The 21,852-nt window shown below is 65.7% G+C and carries 18 protein-coding genes and 2 pseudogenes; 18 read left to right on the top strand and 2 right to left on the bottom strand.

The window, feature by feature from the left end; genetic code table 11:
• Positions 1-33 precede the first annotated feature (33 nt).
• On the bottom strand, positions 34-2,346 hold the full coding sequence (locus CSW59_RS02775; protein ID WP_099442590.1) for a TonB-dependent receptor: 2,313 nt from the start codon (positions 2,344-2,346) through the stop codon (positions 34-36).
• A gap of 228 nt (positions 2,347-2,574) precedes the next feature.
• Between CSW59_RS02775 and ettA the strand changes: the two genes are divergently transcribed.
• From ettA to CSW59_RS02710, 14 genes and pseudogenes are all read left to right on the top strand, one after another.
• Positions 2,575-4,242 carry an energy-dependent translational throttle protein EttA gene (ettA, locus tag CSW59_RS02770; RefSeq protein WP_099442589.1) on the top strand — a complete coding sequence of 556 codons (1,668 nt, stop codon included), beginning with the start codon at positions 2,575-2,577 and terminating at the stop codon, positions 4,240-4,242.
• A gap of 401 nt (positions 4,243-4,643) precedes the next feature.
• Positions 4,644-5,612 (top strand): annotated as a pseudogene (locus CSW59_RS21730) (calcium-binding protein); the annotation flags it as partial.
• A 65-nt stretch (positions 5,613-5,677) separates the two neighbouring features.
• Positions 5,678-5,758 (top strand): annotated as a pseudogene (locus tag CSW59_RS21590) (hypothetical protein); the annotation flags it as partial.
• Entirely contained in the window at positions 5,741-6,265 is a 525-nt protein-coding gene (locus CSW59_RS21115; RefSeq protein ID WP_099442587.1) for a calcium-binding protein, read from the top strand. The pseudogene CSW59_RS21590 and the gene CSW59_RS21115, both read left to right, overlap by 18 nt.
• A gap of 99 nt (positions 6,266-6,364) precedes the next feature.
• Positions 6,365-8,008, top strand: a complete 1,644-nt coding sequence (locus tag CSW59_RS21110; protein WP_099442586.1) for a M10 family metallopeptidase C-terminal domain-containing protein — start codon at positions 6,365-6,367, stop codon at positions 8,006-8,008.
• A gap of 209 nt (positions 8,009-8,217) precedes the next feature.
• Positions 8,218-9,183 carry a 2-hydroxyacid dehydrogenase gene (locus CSW59_RS02750; protein WP_099442585.1) on the top strand — a complete coding sequence of 322 codons (966 nt, stop codon included), beginning with the start codon at positions 8,218-8,220 and terminating at the stop codon, positions 9,181-9,183.
• A gap of 27 nt (positions 9,184-9,210) precedes the next feature.
• Positions 9,211-9,585, top strand: coding sequence for a VOC family protein (locus tag CSW59_RS02745; protein ID WP_099442584.1), 375 nt, complete (start codon positions 9,211-9,213; stop codon positions 9,583-9,585).
• A gap of 43 nt (positions 9,586-9,628) precedes the next feature.
• Positions 9,629-10,606: a metalloregulator ArsR/SmtB family transcription factor gene (locus CSW59_RS02740; protein WP_099442583.1), complete on the top strand. Its 978-nt coding sequence runs from the start codon at positions 9,629-9,631 to the stop codon at positions 10,604-10,606.
• On the top strand, positions 10,603-11,547 hold the full coding sequence (metF, locus tag CSW59_RS02735; protein WP_099442582.1) for a methylenetetrahydrofolate reductase [NAD(P)H]: 945 nt from the start codon (positions 10,603-10,605) through the stop codon (positions 11,545-11,547). The genes CSW59_RS02740 and metF overlap by 4 nt, the downstream gene beginning before the upstream one ends.
• A gap of 92 nt (positions 11,548-11,639) precedes the next feature.
• The gene (blaCAU, locus tag CSW59_RS02730; RefSeq protein ID WP_369825734.1) at positions 11,640-12,548 is read left to right on the top strand and encodes a CAU/MBL1b family subclass B3 metallo-beta-lactamase; all 909 of its coding nucleotides are present in this window, start codon (positions 11,640-11,642) and stop codon (positions 12,546-12,548) included.
• Complete coding sequence (locus tag CSW59_RS02725) at positions 12,545-13,621, top strand: homocysteine S-methyltransferase family protein (protein WP_099442581.1); 1,077 nt, start codon at positions 12,545-12,547, stop codon at positions 13,619-13,621. Before blaCAU ends, CSW59_RS02725 begins: the two co-directional genes overlap by 4 nt.
• A gap of 29 nt (positions 13,622-13,650) precedes the next feature.
• Complete coding sequence (locus CSW59_RS02720) at positions 13,651-13,809, top strand: hypothetical protein (RefSeq protein ID WP_143754939.1); 159 nt, start codon at positions 13,651-13,653, stop codon at positions 13,807-13,809.
• On the top strand, positions 13,799-16,498 hold the full coding sequence (metH, locus tag CSW59_RS02715) for a methionine synthase (RefSeq protein ID WP_099442579.1): 2,700 nt from the start codon (positions 13,799-13,801) through the stop codon (positions 16,496-16,498). Before CSW59_RS02720 ends, metH begins: the two co-directional genes overlap by 11 nt.
• A gap of 87 nt (positions 16,499-16,585) precedes the next feature.
• Positions 16,586-18,031 (top strand): GH1 family beta-glucosidase, encoded by a 1,446-nt coding sequence (locus tag CSW59_RS02710; RefSeq protein WP_099442578.1) that lies wholly within the window; start codon positions 16,586-16,588, stop codon positions 18,029-18,031.
• A 31-nt stretch (positions 18,032-18,062) separates the two neighbouring features.
• Here CSW59_RS02710 and CSW59_RS02705 read toward each other — a convergent pair whose 3' ends face one another.
• Positions 18,063-18,860, bottom strand: a complete 798-nt coding sequence (locus CSW59_RS02705; RefSeq protein WP_099442577.1) for a hypothetical protein — start codon at positions 18,858-18,860, stop codon at positions 18,063-18,065.
• Between the two features lie 261 nt (positions 18,861-19,121).
• Here CSW59_RS02705 and CSW59_RS02700 point away from each other — a divergent pair, with 261 nt between their 5' ends.
• The 4 genes from CSW59_RS02700 (at position 19,122) to CSW59_RS02685 (ending at position 21,823) form a co-directional block, all read left to right on the top strand.
• Positions 19,122-19,817, top strand: coding sequence for a DnaJ family molecular chaperone (locus CSW59_RS02700; RefSeq protein ID WP_099442576.1), 696 nt, complete (start codon positions 19,122-19,124; stop codon positions 19,815-19,817).
• 71 nt (positions 19,818-19,888) lie between these two features.
• Complete coding sequence (locus tag CSW59_RS02695; RefSeq protein ID WP_369825732.1) at positions 19,889-20,227, top strand: hypothetical protein; 339 nt, start codon at positions 19,889-19,891, stop codon at positions 20,225-20,227.
• An 89-nt stretch (positions 20,228-20,316) separates the two neighbouring features.
• Positions 20,317-20,607 carry a putative quinol monooxygenase gene (locus tag CSW59_RS02690; RefSeq protein WP_099442574.1) on the top strand — a complete coding sequence of 97 codons (291 nt, stop codon included), beginning with the start codon at positions 20,317-20,319 and terminating at the stop codon, positions 20,605-20,607.
• A gap of 4 nt (positions 20,608-20,611) precedes the next feature.
• On the top strand, positions 20,612-21,823 hold the full coding sequence (locus CSW59_RS02685; protein ID WP_099442573.1) for an acyl-CoA dehydrogenase family protein: 1,212 nt from the start codon (positions 20,612-20,614) through the stop codon (positions 21,821-21,823).
• Positions 21,824-21,852: the final 29 nt, after the last annotated feature.

The following is a 21,852-nucleotide window of genomic DNA, read 5'->3' as shown; positions in this document are numbered from 1 at the left end:
GAGGAAGATCGGGGGCGAAAGGCCCCCGAAAGATCAGAAGCGCTTCTTGACCGACAGGTAGACCTGACGCGGCGGAGCCGGCAGGACGGTCATGGCCTCGCCGGTCGCGTCACTGTTGACGAAGCCGCCCGAACCGATGGTCGAGATGTAGTCCTTGTCGGTCAGGTTGGTGACATTGACCTGGACCTCCAGGCCCTTGCCCCAGCCTTGTTCGGCGAAGCGGTAGCCCATGGTCAGGTCGGCCACCGTGGTCGAGGGCGCCTGGCCGCCGATGTTCTCGTAGGTGTAGTAGCGCTTGTCGGTATAAGCGACGCCCAGCTTGCCGAAGAAGCCGGCCTGGTCGAACGCGATCTCGCCCTTGAAGATGTTCTTGGGCGTGTTGACGACGGTCTTGCCCTTGGTGCGAGCGCGGATCGTGCCGTCCTGGGCGACCACGTTATCCTGGTACTTGGAGTCGTTGTAGGTATAGGCGCCGTACAGGCTCCAGGCGTCGGTCAGGCGGTACGTGCCAGCCAGCTCCACGCCCTTGGTCTCGACCGAACCGACGTTCGACAGCACCGGGGCGTTGCCCTGGATGGCCGAGCCCTGCGCCACCGCCAGCAGGCGGTTGTCGAAGGTCACGTGGTAGACAGCGGCCACGCCCTGGAAGCGCTCAGTGCGATAGCGACCGCCCAGTTCGAAGGTCTGCGAGCTTTCCGGCTTGAGGGTCTGGGCGATGTAGTTGACGCGAGCCTGGTCTTGCGAGGCGAAGGGACCGGAGGTGGCCGCCGAGACATAGGCGCCCATGTTCTCGGTATAGCCGCCGAACACTTCGAAGTCGGACGAGGCTTTATAGACGAAGCCGACCTGAGGCAGGAAGTTATCCTTGCTCTCGATCTCGCCCGACAGTGCGTTGCCGACCACGGTCTTGACGCCGTTGGTCACCTTGATCGTCTTGAAGCCGAAATTGACCTTCAGGGCGTCGGTCAGGGTCCACTCGTCTTCGATGTGACCGGTCGTGGTCTTGGTCTCGAAGCTATACTGCCACTGGGTGAAGAACGGGTTTGACTGGAAGTCCAGCGGATCGCGCGACGGCGCGGCGGCGGTCTCGGCGTAGAAGCGACGCGCCTGGTTGAAGTTGTTCACCTCATGCCAGAAGCCGCCGCTGAGGCGGTGAGCCCCCAGGTCCACGGTCAGGCCGGCGGTCAGGCCTCCCCGGTCGATGTCGTATTCGGTGGTGCGGATCGACAGCGGGGCGGCGGTCGAGCCCGTGGTCCCGAAGCCGGGGCTGGCGACATAGGGCGTATACCACAGGCCCTGGCCCTTGTTCTTATGCTGATAGGCCGTGGCGTCCAGCTTCACGCGATCGGTGATGTTGAGGTTCAGCGACGCGCCGTAGAGGTCGTCGTCACGGATGCCGGCGCCGGCGTAGTAGGCGTCGTCCACCGTCGCGAACGGGGCCGGCAGGGCGGTCCCGGTCTGATAGGCGCGGGCGGCGGCGACCGCCAGGGCCCAGTTCGGCTGGGTGTTGTCCCAGTCGCGACCCAGGCGCTTGATCATCGCGAACGACATGTCCTGGTAGTCCTGCTCGCGACGTTCCGAGCGGTGGTAGAAGCCGGTCAGGTCGCCGCGCTCGCCCAGCGGCATTACCAGCTTGGCGTCGTACTGGCGCTGCTTCTGCTCGCCGCCGCCCTTCCACTTGTCGGATTTCTGGTCGGCGATGGAGATGTAGCCGCGCAGGCCGCCTAGTTGCTGGATAGCGCCGGTTTCGAAGCGGCCGAATACGCGGTGCATGTTGTCCGAACCGCCCGTGACGTCGATCTCGCCGCCCAGGGTCTCCTGCGGATCGCGCGAGAAGAACTGCAGCGTGCCGCCCAGGTTCGAGGTCGAGGCCGTGCCGAGGGCGCCCGCGCCCTGGGCCAATTCAACGCGGCCGATGTTCTCGCTGGCGATCGCGCGGCTGATATGCAGGCCGTTGTGGTTGCCGTAGCTCATGTCGCCCAGCGGGACGCCGTCCAGGGTGAAGCCCAACTGGTTCTGGTTGAAGCCGCGGATCGAGATGCGGGTCGACCACTCGTAAGCGCCGAAGGCGTCGGCCGACTGGAATGTGACGCCCGGCAGCTTGTCGATCGCTTTCAGAGCGCTGGTGCCGGCGGCCTGAAGGCCGATGGCGTCGCTGTTCAAGGTCTGGATTTGGCGGCTCTGGCCCTGGCCAATGATGATCAGCGCGTCGACTTCCGAGCTGTCTGCCGGAGCGGCGGCGGCTGGGGCGGCGGCGTCAACGGCCTTGTCGTCGGCGAAGGCGGGCGCGGCGCCCATGACGAGCGCCAGCGCGGCGACGCCCAGAAGCATCTGGTTCTTTTTCATTGTCAGAATCCCCTTGTCCGATGCGGATCAGCGTCGGCTTGGGGGATCGGCTAACAGCGGTCGACGACGGCCGAACGACGGTTCGGTGTCAGATGGTCGACACTCGCGCGACGGAATGATGAACCTTGGCGAGCGGCCTAATGTCCCGCCGCGATTGCGCGAAGCGGCCCGGACCGCTATTTCAGCGGCCAATCCCCGAAACCCTCGTCCAGCGAGAACGCGAGCCTCATGGCGCAGCAATATATTTTCCAGATGCAGGGCCTGACCAAGGCCTATCCCGGCGGCAAGAAGGTCTTCGAGAACATCTGGCTGTCGTTCTATTCCGACGCCAAGATCGGCGTGGTGGGCGTCAACGGCTCGGGTAAGTCGACCCTGCTGAAGGTCATGGCGGGCCTCGACAAGGAATTCTCGGGCGAGGCCAAGGCCGCCGACGGCATCAAGCGCGGCTATCTCCCGCAGGAGCCCGTGCTGGACCCGACGCTCGACGTCTGGGGCAACGTCATCGCCGACTGCGAAGACAAGCAAATCTTTGACCGCTACAACGCTCTGGCGGCCCAGCTCGGCGAGGAATACACCGACGAGCTGATGGAGGAGATGACCAAGCTGCAGGAGGTCATCGACGCCCGCGACCTGTGGGACATCGACTCCAAGGTCGAGATGGCCATCGACGCCCTGCGGTGCCCGCCCAACGACGCCAATATCGAAAGCCTGTCGGGCGGTGAAAAGCGCCGCATCGCGCTGGCGCGCTTGCTGCTCAGCAAGCCCGACATGCTGCTGCTCGATGAACCGACCAACCACCTGGACGCCGAGTCGGTGGCCTGGCTGCAGCACCACCTGGAAGAGTTCCCGGGCTGCGTCATCCTGGTGACCCACGATCGCTACTTCCTGGATCAGGTCACCAAGTGGACCCTGGAACTGGATCGCGGCAAGGGCGTGCCCTACGAGGGCAACTACTCGGGCTGGCTGGAGCAGAAGACCAAGCGCGTCGTCCAGGAGCAGTCAGAATCCGAAGCCCGCCAGCGCGCGCTCACCCGCGAACTGGAATGGGTCCGCAGCTCGCCCAAGGCCCGTCAGTCCAAGTCGAAGGCCCGTTTGGCCTCGTACGAGGAAATGGTCGCTGCGCAGGAGAACGCCCGCGCCGCCCAGACCCAGGCCCACATCCAGATCCCGCCTGGCCCGCGCCTTGGCAACCTGGTGCTCGAGGTCAGCGGCCTGGAGAAGGAGTACGGCGACAAGGTGCTGTTCAAGGACCTGTCGTTCCGCCTGCCGCCGAACGGCATCGTCGGCGTTATCGGCCCGAACGGCGCCGGCAAGTCGACGCTGTTCAAGCTGATCACCGGCCGCGAGCAGCCTGACGCCGGCACGGTCAAGGTCGGCGAGACCGTGAAGCTCTCGTACGTCGACCAGTCGCGCGACGCGCTCGACCCGAACAAGACCATCTGGGAAGAGATCAGCGGCGGCACCGACGTGATGATCGTCGGCAAGCGCGAGATCAACAGCCGCGCTTACGTGGGCTCGTTCAACTTCAAGGGCGGCGACCAGCAGAAGAAGGTCGGCCTACTGTCGGGCGGTGAGCGCAACCGCGTCCACCTGGCCAAGACCCTGGCAACCGGCGGCAACCTGTTGCTGCTCGACGAACCGACCAACGACCTGGACATCGAAACCTTGCAGGCCCTGGAAGAGGCGCTGGAAGAGTTCGCCGGCTGCGCCGTGGTCATCAGCCACGATCGCTGGTTCCTGGACCGCCTGGCGACCCACATCCTGGCCTTCGAAGGCGACAGCCACGTCGAATGGTTCGAAGGCAACTTCGAGATGTACGAAGAAGACAAGAAGCGCCGCCTGGGCGCCGATAGTCTCATTCCCAAGCGCATCAAGTTCCAGAAGTTCGCGCGGTAGGGGCGGGCGCTTCTACGCTTTTTAGACCGCCCGCGTTTTAAGCGCGGGCGGTTTTCGGCCCTATTCCAACGCGGGCTCGGCGTTGCCGCTCACGAGCGGTTGGTGACGGGGCGCTCAGCCGTCGCCTCTACCTTCACTCCAAGGTCAAGTTTCCACTTGTTTCAGCGCGGCGCCTGAGTTCCACTTAAGGTGGGTCTTTTGCCCGCCTGGGTGGCGTCAATGGTGAATATGAGCGGGCCATCAGGCCGGATTGTTTCCTAGGCGTCGTCGCTTGGGGGCGTCGCGAGGTCTAGCTTTTCTAGAGCGCGAAGTTGTCGGCGAGCAAGTTGTTCGGCGCTTGGTCGCCCAATAGTATCTTCGGGTGCATGTGATTTTGTCGTTTACCAGAGTGAGGCGTTCGCATGACAATCACCATTTCGTCGAATTTTATCGTCGAGAAGGATGAAGTATACGCGACGAAAGACGGATCTTCCGTATTTTACTTTTATTCATTTGGTGGCCAGATTGAATTCTTGAACTACGGAATGATCAGCGCCAGCGGCGGGCAAAGTGCCGTCGCGATCAATTCCTACGTTTCCAGCGGCACTATTAACAATCAAGGCCTTGTATCAGCTGAATCCTCGGGTACTTCCTACGCATTCTACTCTCCGCAGTGGAGTGCTGGTATAGTCAATACTGGCAAAGTATACGCCCAGGGTGATGCTGCCTATGGTCTCTATACTTGGTCGACGGGCCAAGCGTTTGAAAATCATGGGCATGTCGAAGCGGTCGGCGGTAGCCGCGCAGAGGGGCTGCACTTCGTCAATGGCGGGCGTGTGACCAATGACGGCGTTATTTCCGCAGTGGCGTCAGGGGCGGCCACCGGCATATACATTGATCGGTTCGAATACGGCAGCTTCACTAACGATGGCACTATTACCGCTACCTCCACGGGTGGCGGAACGAGCATTGGTCTGACGGTCCAGGGGCTCAGCTCCCAGGTATCGACGCCAAACATTATCAACAACGGCATAATCACCGGGACCTATGCGATCCTGGTTGGCGATGGCGGCTATTCCCCGCCTCAACAGACCGTTGAGTATGTGCTCAACAACAATACATTGAACGGCTCGGTCTCGCTCGGGACCGGGGCGGACACCCTCGTCAACTCAGGCGTAATTCGCGGCAATGTGCTGATGGGCGACGGCAATGACGTCGTTCGATTGTCCGTCGGCGCTGTGTTTGGCCATGTCGATATGGGCGCTGGTGACGACAGTGCTACGGGCGGCGCGCGCGACGACGACATTCGCGGCGGAATCGGGCGGGACGTCCTTAGCGGAGACAACGGCGCAGACACCCTGGATGGGGGCGTCGGTTCCGACAGCCTGTACGGTGGCCAAGGCGACGACCGCCTGACCGGCGACACCGGCGGCGACCTCGTCCTGGGGGGGAGGGTCAAGATCAAATTTTTGGCGGCACCGGTGAAGACTCGATCGACGCCGGCGCGGGTGACGACATCGTGGCCGGCGACGAAGGCAATGACACCATCCGCGGCGGCGATGGTTTCGACCAGATCAACGGAAATATGGGTGACGACCTCGCCTATGGCGGCGAAGGCGGCGACTGGGTCGTGGGCGGCAAGGACCAGGACCTGCTCTACGGCGACGCCGGGGAGGATGTCGTCTACGGCAATCTCGGCAATGACACCTGCTATGGCGGCGACGGCGCCGATTGGGTGCGCGGCGGGCAGGGCGACGATATCGTCGACGGTGGGGCTGGCAACGACTGGATGGCCGGTGATCGCGGCAACGACACCGTCACGGGCGGCGCGGGAGCCGATACCTTCTATTTCTTTGCAGGGGCGGCGATCGACCGGGTGACTGATTTCTCCAGCGCGGCCGGCGACCGGGTCCAGCTGGATCCCGGTCAGACCTACACGCTCACCTATTCTACCGAAGGGGTGGTGATCGACCTTGGCAACGGCGACCAGATGATCCTTGTCGGAGCGACCAGCCAGACGTTGGGCGACTGGCTCGCGATCTAATGTCGCGGCGCGACAGTTAATCGTTTCGCAGGCATACTTGTCGTTGCATTGTTGCGCATAGGATCGTTCCGTCGGTCGATCGTGTAACGGAGTTGCGCCATGGCCCAAGACGCGCCGCTGAGCGATATTACTTCGCTGGCTGACAGGGGCGGCGTCGAGGCGAACGGCAAGACCTCCTACACGACCAGTCAGGCCGCAGCGCAATTGACGCGGGAGTCGAGCGGCTGGGGCGGGAGCCTGGGAACGGCGGCGACCATCACCTACGGGTTCCGCTCGACCGCGCCCAGCACCCTGCCTTCAGATGCCGAGAGCTTCTCGCGCTTCAACGCGGCCCAGATCGCCGCCACCGAAAAGGCCCTGTTATCTTGGTCGGACGTTGCCAACATCACCTTCTCGCGCGTCGGAAGCGGGACCAGCGGCGAGGCGGCCTATTCCGACAGCGCCACAATGCTTTTCAGCAACTACTCGCCAAGCGCTGACTCAGATGGCGCGGCGTTCGCCTATTATCCGGGGAGCCGCAGCGCCAGCTCCCTGTCGGGCGACGTCTGGGTCAATAGCACGCTGGGCTACAACACCAGCCCCGTCCTCGGGAACTATGGGGTCAAGACCCTGGTTCATGAGATCGGCCACGCCATCGGTCTGTCGCATCCGGCCGATTATGACGCCTCGGATACGACCGCTCCCTCCTATGCCTCGAGCGCCGTGTATTTCGAGGATTCGTACCAGTACACGGTGATGAGCTACTTCTCGGCGGCGAACACCGGGGCCTCCCACGGTTCGACCTACGCGGCCGGGCCCATGCTTGACGACATCGCCGCGGCCCAGCGCCTGTACGGCGCCAACATGACAACCCGCACCGGTGACACCATCTATGGGTTCAACGCCACGGCCGAGCGTGACTGGTTTGTGGCCACGGCCAGCAAGGTTCCCGTTTTTGCGGTGTGGGACGCGGGCGGAAACGACACCTTCGACTTCTCGGGTTATGCGCGAAATCAGACGATCGACCTGACGGCCGGCGGCTTCTCCAGCATTGGCGGCTACACCTACAACGTCGCCATAGCCCAGGGCGTGACGATCGAGAACGCGATCGGAGGCAGCCTCTCGGACGTCATCCAGGGCAACGCTGCGGCCAACGTCCTGCAGGGAAACGCCGGAAGCGACGCGCTATACGGTGCGGAGGGCCAAGACAGGCTCTACGGCGGAGCGGGCTTGGACACGCTGTCGGGCGGCGACGGCGCCGACTACATCGAGGGCGGCGCTGATTTCGACCAGATCAACGGCAACGTCGGCGCGGACACCGCCTATGGCGGCCAGGGCGATGACTGGGTCGTCGGCGGAAAAGACAATGACCTGCTCTATGGAGAGAGTGGCTCTGATATCGTCTACGGCAACCTCGGCGACGACACTGTCGATGGCGGCGTAGGGTCGGACATCGTGCGCGGCGGCCAGGGCAATGACACCGTCGCTGGCGGTGACGGCGATGACTGGCTGGCCGGCGACAGAGGTTCGGACACCATCACTGGCGGAGCCGGGGCCGACCGCTTCTATTTCTTCAGCGGCGCCGGGGTCGATCGCGTCACGGACTTCCTAAGCGCCCAAGGCGACCGCGTGCTTCTGGACGCCGGCCAGACCTACACGCTGTCGTTCTCGTCAGGGGACGCCGTCATTGATCTGGGGAACGGCGACCAGCTGATCTTGGTGGGCGTCACCAGCCAGACCTTGGGCGATTGGTTGATCGTCTAGAGAGCTTCCGGCGAGCCGCGAGCGGGCCAGTCGTCGAGAAGGCTTGAAAGTGGGCGCGTTCGCAGCCTGACCACAAAAGCAAAGCGCCGAGATCGGGCTTGTCACCCCCTCGTGATCCGGTTTCCCTGGCGAGGGCGCTGCGGGCTGCTTAGCTGTGCCTCGACGCCTGGAAGTCAGCAGTGCTCCCGGCTCGCCTGAAGGAGGAAACGATGCCCGACAGCGGAAAGCCGATCGACAAGCCCCACGTCTTGCTGTCGCACGAGATGCTCATGCCGCTGCAGCCGCTGCTTGAGGGCGCCTACACGGTGTACCGCCTTTGGGACTACCCGGATCGGCTAGCCTTCCTGGAGGGGCCAGGTCTTCGCGTGAGGGCGATCGTCCACGCGGGCGAGATGGCGCTGGGGCCGGACATGCTCTCGGAGATGCCGCAGCTTGGTTTGATCGCCTGTGTCAGCGTCGGCTACGACGGCGTGGACGTGCCCTGGTGCAAGGCGCACGGCATCGCCGTGACCCACTCGACCGGCCTGAACGCCGCCGACGTCGCCGACCACGCGGTGGGCCTTGTCCTGGCCGCCTGGCGCGGGATCGTCGAGGGCGACCAGCGGGTGCGCGCCGGCCACTGGAACCATGCCGAACGCATGGCGCCGCGTCACGGCCTGCGCGGCCGAAAGGCGGGGATCGTCGGTCTTGGCCATATCGGCGAGGCCGTCGCCCGCCGGCTGTCGGCCTTCGAGATGAAGATCGCCTGGTGGGGGCCCCGGGCCAAGGACAGCGACTACCGTCGCGCCGACAGTCTGATGGCCCTGGCCCGCGACAGCGACGTGCTCGTTGTCTGCGCCCGGCCCGATGCCGAGAACCGCCACCTGATCAACCGGGCGGTGATCGAGGCGGTCGGCACTCAGGGGCTGATTGTCAATGTCGCGCGCGGCTCGCTGATCGACGAGGACGCCCTGATCGCGGCGCTGAAGTCCGGCGCTCTGGGCATGGCGGCGCTGGACGTCTTCGAGCACGAGCCGACCCCGGCCGCGCGCTGGGAGGGCGTCCCCCACGTCGTACTGACGCCCCACACCGCCGGCGCGACGCTGGACAGCATCCCGGCCATGGTCAACCTGACCCTGGAGAACCTGCGGCGCTACTTCCACGGCGAGCCCCTGGCGACGCCGGTGTCGGCCTAGGAACGATTGAAGCGGGAGCGGCGAGCGATGGCCAAGGTTCTGGGACTGGGCGGGGTCTTCTTCAAGGCGCAGGACCCCAAGGCCGTGCGCGGCTGGTACGCTCGGGTGCTGGGGTTCGAGGTTCACGACTGGGGCGGGGCGGTGTTCGAGGCGCCCAAGGGGAGCCAGGCGACCTGGTCGCCGTTCGCCGCCGACACCGACTATTTCGCGCCGTCCGCCGCGTCGTTCATGATCAATTTCCTCGTCGATGATATGGATGGGGTTCTTGCTCGGGCCGCCGCCGAGGGCGTCGAGCCTCTAGGGCGGCAGGACGAGGGCTATGGACGGTTCGCCTGGCTGATGGACCCGGCCGGGGTGAAAATCGAGCTCTGGGAGCCCGCCAAGGGCGACCCTGAGGCATAATTTCCTCTTGCCAAAACGGACATAAAGATATCTTTATGTCCCTATGAAGCTTACCGCCGAACAGGTCGTAGAAGTGTTGCGCGCCGCCGGCGAGTCCACGCGCTTGCGGCTTTTGGTCTTGCTGGCGGCCGAGGAGCTGTCGGTGCTGGAGCTGTGCCGCATCCTCGATCAAAGCCAGCCGCGCGTATCGCGGCACCTGAAGCTGCTGGCCGAAGCCGGCCTTGTCGAGCGCTTTCCCGACGGGGCCTGGGTGTTCTATCGCCTGGCCGCCAAGTCGGCGGGGCGGTTCCTTGTCGAGCAGGCGCTGGACCTGATCGACGACGCCGATCCCGTCATCCAGTTAGACGCCGACAAGCTGGCCACCGTCCGCGCCGAGCGCTCGACCGATGCTCAGGCCTATTTCGCCCGCAACGCCGCGCGCTGGAACGAGATCCGCTCGCTCTATGTCGACGAGGCCGAGGTCGAGGCCGCGATTCTGCGCGCGACCGGGGAGGGGCCGTTTGACGAGATGGTCGACCTGGGCGCGGGGGCCGGCCGCATGCTGACCCTGCTGGGCAAGCGCGCCAGCAACGCCCTGGGCCTGGATCTGTCACAGCAGATGCTGAACATCGCCCGCGACGAGGTGGCCAAGGCAGGGCTGGCCAGCTGTGAGCTGCGCCACGGCGACATCTTCCGGACCGGCCTGCCGGGCGGCTGCGCCGATCTCGTGACCGTCCACCAGGTGCTGCACTATCTGTCCGATCCCGCCAACGCCGTGGCCGAGGCCGCGCGGCTGGTCGCCCCCGGCGGCCTCTTACTGATCGCCGACTTCGCGCCGCACGACCACGAGTTTCTGCGCGAGGTGCACCAGCATCGCCGCCTGGGCTTTGACGACAGCGAGATCGTCCCGTGGCTGCGCGCCGGTGGCCTTCAGCTAGAAAGCAACATCGCCCTGCCGCCCTCCACGGGCGAGGGCCTGACCGTGAAAATCTGGACCGCGCGTCGTCCCTTGAGTGTCGCCGCCGAAAGGACCGCCGCATGACCCTTCCGCCCACCCGCCGCGTGATTGGTCCCGTCGCCCGCGCCGGCGAGCGGACAGGTCGCCCCCGCGTCTCGTTCGAGTTCTTCCCGCCCAAGACGCCGCAGATGGAAGAGAGCCTGTGGCAGGCGATCACCCGCCTGGCGCCGCTGGATCCTGCGTTTGTGTCGGTCACCTATGGCGCCGGCGGCTCGACGCGCGAGCGCACGCACCGGACGGTCAAGCGCATCCTGGACGAGACCAGCCTCAAGCCCGCCGCCCACCTGACCTGCGTCGGGGCTTCACGCGCCGAGGTCGACGAGGTGATCCGCGACTATTGGGAGACGGGCGTTCGCCACATCGTCTCGCTGCGCGGCGATCCGCCGCCTGGCGAGGGCGGCATCGGCGGCGTCTATGTCCCGCGCGAGGATGGCTACGCCAACGCCACCGAGCTGACCAAGGCCATCCGGGGCGTGGCGCCGTTCGAGGTGCTGGTCGGGGTCTACCCGGAAAAGCACCCCGAGAGCCCGTCGCTTGAGCACGACATCGACGTCTTGAAGCAGAAGGTGGACGCCGGCGCGACGCTGGGCATCAGCCAGTTCTTCTTCGATCTCGACGCCTTCCTGCGCTACGTCGACAAGGTCCGCGCCGCCGGGATCACCATCCCGATCGTGCCGGGCATCATGCCGGTGACGAACTTCGCCGGCCTCAAGAAGATGGCCGCCGCTTGCCAGACCACAATTCCGGGCTGGCTGGCCAACCTGTTCGACGGGTTGGAGAACGACGCCGAGACCCGCCGCCTGATCGCCTGCTCGGTCGCCACCGAGATGTGCGCCAAGCTTCAGGAGCAGGGCTTCGAGGACTTCCACTTCTACACCCTGAACCGCGCGGACCTAGTCTATGCCATCTGCCGCGTGCTGGGCCTGCGCGAAGTTCCGCCCTCTGCTTCCGAGGTCGCCGCATGACGCCGCTAGCGCCCCCTCCGTCTCGTCGCGTATCCGCGCCGATCCAACTCTCCCGCTTGGCGAGTGAGGAGGCGGTGTCTTCTTCCTCACCCGTGAAACGGGGGAGGTGGCGCGATGCGAAGCATCGTGTCGGAGGGCGCGCTCTGGCTGCGCTGGCGGCGCTGTTCTTCGCCTTCGCCCCCGCCGCCCACGCCGACATGCCGGCCAATTGGACCAAGCCGACCAAGCCCTACCGCGTGGTCGGCAACATCTATTACGTCGGGACGGAAGGCATCTCGTCCTGGCTGATCACCTCGTCCGAGGGTCACGTCATTCTGGATGGCGGCCCCAACGCCGAGACCGGCAAGCAGATCGAGCGCAACATCGCCACGCTGGGCTTTCAGCTGACCGACGTGAAGTTCCTGATCAACACCCACGCCCACTTCGACCACGCTGGCGGTCTGGCTCAATTGAAGGCCGACATCCCGGCCGCCAAGCTGTGGATTTCGCGCGGCGACGAGCCGGCGATCGAGCAGGGCCACCATATCGGCGATAACGAGAACGGCCCCACGCCGATGCCAGCGGTCAAGGTCGACCGGGCTTTCGGCGACGGCCAGAAGCTGAAGCTGGGTGAGACCGCTCTGGTCGCCCACCTGACGCCTGGCCACACGATCGGCTGCACCACCTGGACCACGGCGGTGGTCGAGAAGGGGCGGCCGCTGAACGTGACCTTCCCGTGCTCGCTGTCGGTGGCCGGTAATGTGCTGGTGAGCAACAAGACCCACCGGACGATCGTCGCCGACTATCGCACGAGCTTCGTGAAGATGCGGGCCATCCCGACCGACGTCGTGCTGCCCAGTCACGAGGAGCAGGGCGGCCTCCTGGCCAAGCGCCAGAAGCAGCTGCGCGGCGACCCGAACGCCTTCGTCGATCCGACCGAACTTGGCCGCTTCGTCGACGGCTACGAGGCCGCCTTCAACAAGGAGCTGGCGCGCCAGCAGGGCGCTGGAGCCAAGCAATGACCGACCTATCCATCCGCGCTAATCGCGTCGCCGCGCTTAAGGCCGCCGCGAAAGAGAAGATCCTGATCCTCGACGGCTCCTGGGGCGTGATGTTCCAGAAGAAGGGCCTGACCGAGGCCGACTACCGCGCCGAGCGCTTCGCCGCCTACAACGGTCAGATGAAGGGCAACAACGACATCCTGTGCCTGACCCGGCCCGATCTCGTGGCCGAGCTGCACGACGCCTATTTCTCTGCCGGCGCCGATATCTCCGAGACCAACACCTTCTCGGGCACCACGATCGCCCAGGCCGACTATCACCTGGGCGAACAGGACGTCTGGGACATCAACCTGGAAGGCGCCAAGATCGGCCGCTCGGTCGCCGACCGCTGGAACGCTCAGAACCCGGCGAGCCCGAAGTTCATCGCCGGCTCGATGGGGCCGCTGAACGTCATGTTGTCGATGTCGTCGGACGTGAACGATCCGGGGGCGCGCAAGGTGACCTTCGACCAGGTCTACGCGGCCTATCGCCAGCAGGTGGATGCGCTGTACCAGGGCGGGGTCGATCTCTTCCTGATCGAGACGATCACCGACACCCTGAACTGCAAGGCCGCGATCAAGGCGATCCTGGACTGGCGCGACGAGGGCCATGAAGAGCTGCCGATCTGGATCAGCGGCACCATCACCGACCGCTCGGGACGCACCCTGTCGGGCCAGACGGCCGAAGCGTTCTGGAACAGCGTCAAGCACGCCAAGCCGTTCGCGGTGGGCTTCAATTGCGCTCTGGGCGCTGATTTGATGCGTCCGCACATCGCCGAGATGGCCCGCGTCGCCGACACCCTGGTCGCGGCCTATCCGAACGCTGGCCTTCCCAACGCCATGGGTCAGTACGACGAGGAGCCGCACGAGACCGGCCACGCCCTGCACGAGTGGGCCAAGGACGGTCTCGTCAACATCCTGGGCGGCTGCTGCGGCACGACGCCGGACCACATCCGCCACGTCGCCGATGAAGTGCGCGGCGTGAAGCCCCGCCAGATCCCCGAGCGCCCCAAGGCCATGCGCCTGGCGGGCCTCGAACCGTTCGAGTTGGCTTAGTGTCTCTAACTTCAATTCTCCTTCTCCCCATGTGGGAGAAGGTGTCGCCGAAGGCGACGGATGAGGGGTCTAGCCGGCCCTTCAACCGCTGTCTCGCGGCGGCGATGTTCTTCAACCCCTCATCCGACCCGCTTCGCGGGCCACCTTCTCCCGCAAGGGGAGAAGGGATGACTGCTGCTGGATCCTGAAATGCGCCCCGTCTTCGTCAACATCGGTGAGCGCACCAACGTCACCGGCTCGGCCAAGTTCAAGAAGCTGATCGTCGAGGGGAACTATCCCGAGGCGCTGTCGGTCGCGCGCCAGCAGGTCGAGGCCGGCGCTCAGGTCATCGACGTCAACATGGACGAGGGCCTGCTGGACAGCCAGCAGGCCATGGTCACCTTCCTGAACCTGATGGCCGCCGAGCCCGACATCGCCCGGGTGCCGGTGATGATCGACAGCTCCAAGTGGGAGGTGATCGAGGCGGGCCTGAAGTGCGTCCAGGGCAAGGCGATCGTCAATTCGATCTCGATGAAGGAAGGCGAGGAGAAGTTCCTCGAGCAGGCCAAGCTTTGCCTGCGCTATGGCGCGGCCGTGGTGGTCATGGCCTTCGACGAGGTCGGCCAGGCCGACACCGAGGCGCGCAAGGTCGAGATCTGCGAGCGGGCCTATAACACCCTAGTCGACAAGGTCGGCTTCCCGCCCGAGGACATCATCTTCGACCCCAACATTTTCGCCGTGGCGACGGGGATCGAGGAGCACGACAACTACGCCGTCGACTTCATCGAGGCCACGCGGCGCATCAAGCAGATGCTGCCCTATGCGCGGGTGTCGGGCGGGGTGTCGAACGTCTCGTTCAGCTTCCGCGGCAATGAGCCGGTGCGCCGGGCGATCCACTCGGTGTTCCTTTATCACGCCATCAACGCCGGCATGGACATGGGCATCGTCAACGCCGGCGACCTGCCGGTCTATGACGTCCTCGACCCGGTGCTGCGCGAGGCCGTCGAGGACGTGATCCTCAATCGCCCGCAACGCGATCCGGTGATGACCAACACCGAGCGTCTGGTCGATATGGCCCCCCGCTACAAGGGCGAGAAGGGCCAGGCCCAGCAGGTCAATCTGGCCTGGCGCGAAGGCACGGTCGGCGAGCGGATCACCCACGCCCTGGTCAATGGCGTCACCGAGTTCATCGAGGCCGACACCGAAGAAGCGCGCCTGGCCGCCGAGCGTCCGCTGCACGTGATCGAAGGCCCGCTGATGGACGGCATGAACGTCGTCGGCGACCTGTTCGGCGCGGGCAAGATGTTCCTGCCCCAGGTCGTGAAGTCGGCCCGCGTCATGAAGCAGGCCGTGGCCTGGCTGATGCCGTTCATGGAGGCCGAGAAGGAAGGCCAGGTTCGACAGGCCGCAGGCAAGGTGCTGATGGCGACCGTCAAGGGCGACGTCCACGACATCGGCAAGAACATCGTCGGCGTCGTGCTGCAGTGTAACAACTATGAGGTCGTGGACCTGGGCGTCATGGTGCCCGCCGACCGCATCCTCGACGAAGCCCGCAAGCACAAGGTCGACATGATCGGCCTGTCGGGCCTGATCACCCCCTCGCTGGACGAGATGGTGTTCGTGGCCGCCGAGATGGAGCGCCAGGGCTTTGACATCCCGCTGCTGATCGGCGGCGCCACCACCAGCCGCACCCACACGGCGGTCAAGATCGAGCCGGCCTATCGCCGGGGCCCGACGACCTATGTCGTTGACGCCAGCCGCGCTGTGGGCGTGGTCTCGGGCCTGCTGTCGCCGGGCGAGCGTGACCGGATCATCGCCGAGACCCGCGCCGAATACGTCAAGGTCCGCGAGCAGTACGCGCGCGGCCAGACGACCAAGGCTCGCGCCTCGATTCAAGAGGCCCGCAAGCGCGCCTTCGCCATCGACTGGAAGGGCTACACGCCGCCCAAGCCCGCCTTCATCGGCACGCGGACCTTCGAGCCGTCGCTGGCCGAGCTGGTGCCGTTCATCGACTGGTCGCCGTTCTTCGCCAGCTGGGAGCTGATCGGCCGCTTCCCGCAGATCCTGGAGGACGACGTGGTCGGCCAGGCCGCGACCGACCTCTACCGCGATGCCCGCGCCATGCTGGACAAGGTGGTCGCCGAGAAGTGGTTCGGGGCCAAGGGCGTGATCGGCTTCTGGCCGGCCCAGGCCCAGGGCGACGACATCGTGCTCTACACCGATGAGACCCGCGTGGCCGAGTTCTCGCGCCTGCACACCCTGCGTCAGCAGATGGACAAGGGCGCCGACAAGAGCGGGGAGGCCAAGGCCAATGTCGCGCTGTCGGACTTCGTCGCGCCGATCGGGCAGGGGGCGGACTATGTCGGCGGCTTCGCCGTCACCGCCGGCCATGGCGAGGACGAGATCGTCGCCAAGTTCAAGGCGGCCGGCGACGACTACAACGCCATCATGGCCTCGGCCCTGGCCGATCGTTTGGCCGAAGCCTTCGCCGAGTGGCTGCACCACAAGGCCCGCGTCGAGCTGTGGGGTTATGCCGCCGACGAGGACGCCGATGTCGAGCGCCTGATCGCCGAGAAGTACCAGGGTATCCGCCCCGCGCCCGGCTATCCGGCCCAGCCCGACCACACCGAAAAGGGCACGCTGTTCAAGCTGCTCGACGCCGAGGCGGCTACCGGCCTGCAGTTGACCGAGAGCTACGCCATGACTCCCGGCGCGGCGGTGTCGGGCCTCTTCTTCAGCCATCCGCAGGCGCACTATTTCGGCGTCGGCAAGATCGACGCCGATCAGGTCGAGGACTACGCCCGCCGCAAGGGCTGGGACATGGAGACGGCCGAGCGCTGGCTGTCGCCGATCCTGAATTACGACCCCTTGGCCCGGGCGCGCGACGCGGCGGCTTAGGGACGGAAAATCCTCCCCCAGCGGGGGAGGATTGCGAACCGCGATATCCGAACGCATGCTCCTCCCAACAAAAAGGGGAGGGACGACATGGATCGCTCAGGCGTCAGCCGGCGAGCGCTGGGGGCCTTGGCCCTGGGCGGGGCGGCCGTGGGACTATCGGGATGCGAAGGGCCGGGCCAGACCGACCTCACACCCAAGAGCCGGCAATTCCCCAAGGACTTCGTCTGGGGTGTCGCCAGCGCGGCCTTCCAGACCGAGGGCTCGCAGACCGCCGACGGGCGCGGGCCCAGCGTCTGGGACGTGTTCGAAAAGGTCCCCGGTCGCATAGGCGATGGCTCGGACGCCACGGTCGCCACCGACAGCTATCGCCGCTTCCAGGAAGACGTCGACCTGATCGCGGGGGCGGGCCTCGACGCCTACCGCTTCTCGATCAGTTGGTCGCGCGTCCTGCCGCGCGGCGAGGGGGCGGTGAACGCGGCGGGCCTGGATCACTATTCTAGGCTGGTCGACGCGCTGCTGGCCAAGGGCGTCACACCCTACGCCACGCTGTTCCACTGGGACCTGCCGCAAGGCTTGCAGGACAAGGGCGGTTGGAAGAACCGCGACACCGCCCAGCGCCTGGCCGACTACGCCCACGCGGTGGTCGAGCGGTTGGGCGATCGGCTCAAGCACTACATCGTGCTGAACGAGGCGGCCGTGCATGCCGTCTTCGGTCACGTCCTGGGCGAGCACGCGCCGGGCCTTAAGGACGACAAGCTGCTGGGGCCGGTCATCCACCACATGAACCTGGGCCAAGGCCTGGCCATGCAGGCGCTGAGGGCCGGCGGCTCGGGCCTCCAGGTCGGTACGACCATGGCGCTGCAGCCTTGTCGCCCCGCTGGCGGACCGTGGGCGGTGTGGAACCGGCTGGCTTCGGACGGGCTGGACGCGCTGTGGAACGGGGCATGGCTGGATCCTCTGTTCAAGGGGACCTATCCCAAGGCGATGGACGACTTCCTGAAGGGCGTTGTTCGCGACGGCGACCTGGCGACGATCCGGCAGCCGGTCGACTTCCTGGGGGTGAACTACTACGCCCCGGCCTATGTGCGGCTGGATTTGAATGCGCCCGGCAAGATCGCTCAGGCCGCCCCGCCCAAGGGCGCAGAGCTGGACGCCTTCGGCCGCCACATAGACCCGTCGGGGCTGTTCGAGGTGCTGAACCGCGTGCGCCGCGACTATGGGGCCCCGCCAATGCTAGTCACCGAGAACGGCTGCTCCGACCCGTTCAGCCCGGGGCCGGCGATCCTCGACGACCAGTTCCGCATCACCTATCTGCGCCGCCATCTCCAGGCGGTGCTGGCGGCCCGCGAGGCCGGCTGCGACGTGCGCGGCTATTTCGAGTGGACCTTGATCGACAACTTCGAATGGAACCTTGGCTACACATCGAAGTTCGGCCTGGTGGCGATGGACCGTAAGACCGGCGTGCGAACGCCCAAGGCCTCGTACCGATGGTTCAAGGCCTTGGCGGAGAACGGGGCGTTGGGAGAGCGGTAGAAATCCTCCCCCTAGCGGGGGAGGATTTTTGTCAGTCCGGCTTGCAGATCAGCACGTCGCGCCCGCCGCGCTTGGCGGGGAGCAGGCTGCCGGCGCAGGGGACCGGATTGACGGGGTCGACGATGATCTCGCCGCCGCCGATGAGCGGGAGCTTCTTGGCGGGCGCCGCCGCCTTGGCGCTCGCGGGCGCGCTGGCGGTGGGGGCGGGCTTGGCGACCTCTGGCCTTGGCTTCGGCGCTTCAGGTTTGGGCGTGTCGGCTGCTGCGGCGGGAGGCGGCGCGCTGGGCTTGGCTTGGGGCGGCGCGGTCGGGGTCGGCGTCGTGGCCGAGCCGGCGTTGTAGTTCAGGGCGCGGCCCAGGATGGACGATTTCATCTCCAGCGCCTTGGCGCGCTTCTCGCAATCGCCGGGCGGGCTCCAGCTCATCCACATCTGGGCCAGGCGCGCCTTGTCGACCGATGCCGCGCCCTGCCAGATGGCCGCGCCGCGCTTGACCTGGGCGCCGCCGTATTCCGAGATGGGACGCGGGCTGGCCTTCTCCGCCGCCGTGATGGCCGTGGAGAAGGTCTTGAGGTCCTTCTGGGCCTGGGCGCGCATCTCAGGATAGGTCTTCAGCGCCGCCTGCACCCCATCCGGACCCGGGAACGCCTTCTCGATCCGTGTCACCTCGGGCATCACCTGGTCGTACAGCGAGGCGTAGCCGCCTAGCGCGCCATAGCACCAGGCGACATAGCCATACTCGTCGGTCGGCGGGGCGTTGGGCGAGGTCGAGGCGCTGACCTGGCCGTCTTGGGCCAGTAGGGCGAGAGCGAGAAGGAGGGCGTTCGCCATGCGGCGGAGGTCCTTTCGAATGATCCTACAGTGTGACTAGAGCAATTCGGTCGAGATTGGGACCGTTGCATGGCGAGCGCCAAGCGGAGCCATAACGGGCCAGCGGCCGATCGGCTCCCAGAACGTTGAAGCGGCGCTTTCGCCGCATTGCAACGAAGTCATGTGAATGATCATTCTCAATGTGCTAGAAGCACCTTGTCGACGTGATCCGCATCGCCTCGATCTCCGTATTCACCTGTGTCCGCTGGTTTCGAGGCGTTCATGAGCTTCTGGCGCAACATTGCGAGCATCGCCGCCCGGCGCGTGGACCTGGCCGACTGCACGGAGTGCCCTGGCGGCCTTCCGGGCGAGGACCCGGCGTTCTCGACGGCGGTCACGGCGCTGGGCGCCAAGCTAGCCAAGGTCGACGGCCGCGCCGACGGCGGCGAGTTCGCCGCCTTCACCGAGGTGTTCCAGCCGGACCCGGCCTCCGAGCCCAACATTCACCGCCTCTACGATTTGGCGCGGCAGACCACGCACGGCTTCGAAAGCTACGCCAAGCGTCTGGCCAAGCGGTATTCTAGCTGCCCGCAGTTGCTGGAGGACGTGGTCGACGGCCTGTTCCATATCGCCAAGTCCGACGGCGTGGTGACAAACGACGAGCTGGCCTATCTGGAGCGGGTGTCGAACCTGTTCGGCATGTCGCCGCTAGCGTTCCGTCGCCTGCGCGCCACGCATCTGGGCGTCGGCGCCGATGATCCTTACGCCATCCTCGACGTGCCGGCCGACGCCGATGACGCCACGGTCCACAAGGCCTGGAAGATCGCCCTGACCAACGTCCACCCCGATCGCGCCCGCGCCCGTGGGCTGCCCGCCGAGTTCATCGAAGTCGCCGAAGCCAAGGCCGTCGCGATCAATGCCGCCTTCTCGACCGTCATGCGTGAGCGCCGGGAGCTTGGCCTCGCCGCTGTTGGTTGAGGTGGGGCGATTGGTCTCGCTCTAGGCGAGGGAAAAACGCTTTTCATCCGCGTTCGACGGGTGTTCAGTTGATGTTCAGCGCTTGTGAACCACCTAAGAAGGATCATGAGTGCGAAGAGAGGACGCTGATGACCAACTCCGCCGCTGTTTCGCCCTGGCGTAATCTCGCTTGGATCGCGGGTGCGCTCGCGACGTCGGCGGCCGTGGTGATCGGTGCGGTCCTGGCGGTGCTTTTCGCCGCCACGGTCGTGGTGGTCGGGTTCATCGGCAGCGCCTTGTTCGGCTTGGCGGCTTTCGCTTTTCGCGGTCGCAAGGCCGCCGGCGCCCGCAACGCCGATCCGGGCCTGATCGAAGCCCGCAATGTCGGCGGCCACTCGTGGGTCGCCTACGGCTGGAACGAGCGGCGCTAGCTTAAACGGTCTGACTTCCCCAACGTCGCCCTTGCTCCCGGGCCGCGCCTAACCCATCCTGCCTTTCAAACAAATGTTGGGAGGCAAGCATGATCGGCGTCGTCGCGACCCTGTACGTCCAGCCGGACAAGTCCACTGAGTTCGAGAAGGTGTTCCTGGACCTGGCCTCCAAGGTGAAGGCCAACGAGCCGGGCTGCCTGATGTACCAGCTGACCAAGTCCAAGACCGAGGCCGGCGTCTACAAGGTGCTGGAGCTCTACGCCTCGGCCGACGCGCTCAAGCACCATGGTAGCACCGACTACTTCAAGGCCGCCGGCGCGGCGATGGGGTCGACCATGGCCGCCGCCCCGAACATCGAGTATCTCGACGCGGTGGAATAGGGCGATGGACCTGGCGTTCTCGGCCGAGGATCTGGCCTTCCAGCAAGAGGTGCGCGACTGGATCGCCACCGCCTATGACGACGACCTGCGCCGGCAGATGAGCCAGTCCAAGAACGGCTATCTGGACAAGGCCGGCCAGGTGACATGGCAGAAGAAGCTCTTCGAGCGTGGCTGGGTGGCGCCGGACTGGCCCGTCGAGCACGGCGGGCCGGGCTTCACGGCTTCGCAGCGCTACATCTTCAACATGGAGATGAGCCTGGCCGGCGTCCCGACCTCGTCACCGATGGGCCTGAAGATGGTCGCCCCGGTGATCATGGCCTTCGGGACCGACGAGCAGAAGGCTCAGCATCTGCCGTCGATCCTGCGCTCGGACATCTGGTGGTGTCAGGGCTATTCCGAGCCGGGCTCGGGTTCGGACTTGGCCAGCCTGCAGATGCGGGCGGTGCGTGACGGTGATGACTACGTCCTGAATGGCTCGAAGATCTGGACCACCCACGCCCAGTGGGCCGACTGGATGTTCTGCCTGGTCCGCACCTCGACCGAGGGGCGGCCGCAGGAGGGCATCTCGTTCCTGCTCTTGCGGATGGACACGCCAGGCATACAGATCAAGCCGCTGCCCACCCTGGACGGCCCGCCCGAGGGCGAGCAGGAGATCAACCAGGTCTTTTTCGACAATGTCCGCGTGCCCGTCGCCAACCGCATCGGCGAGGAGAACAAGGGCTGGACCTACGCCAAGTATCTGCTGGAGTTCGAGCGCGGCAACGCCTACGCGCCAGGCCTCATGCACATGCTCAAGAAGGTCAAGCGCATCGCCGCGCTTGAGCTAGCCGACGATGGCGGGCGGCTGATCGACGATCCCGACTTCCGAACCAAGATCAGCAACCTGGAAATCCAGGTTCAGGCGCTGAACGCCAGCGAGCTGCGGATCTTCTCGGGCCGCTCGGCGGGAAAGGCGATCGGCCCGGCCTCGTCGATGCTGAAATGCGTGGGCTCCGAGCACCAGCAGGCGATCACCGAACTGACCCTCGAGGCGGTGGGGACCTACGCGGCGCCGTTCGTGCGCGACACCTGGTCCAAGAGCAACGAGGGACGGGCGGGACCGGACTACGCCGCGCCCGCCGCGCCGGCCTATTTCAGCTACCGCAAGACCTCGATCTACGCCGGCTCCAACGAGATCCAGCGCAACATCATGGCCAAGATGGTGCTGGGGTTATAATCTCCGTCACACCCACGGTTCCAGTTTTT

Source organism: Caulobacter sp. BP25 (assembly GCF_002737755.1).
GTDB lineage: Bacteria > Pseudomonadota > Alphaproteobacteria > Caulobacterales > Caulobacteraceae > Caulobacter.
This window is presented reverse-complemented; position numbering and strand designations above follow the sequence as displayed.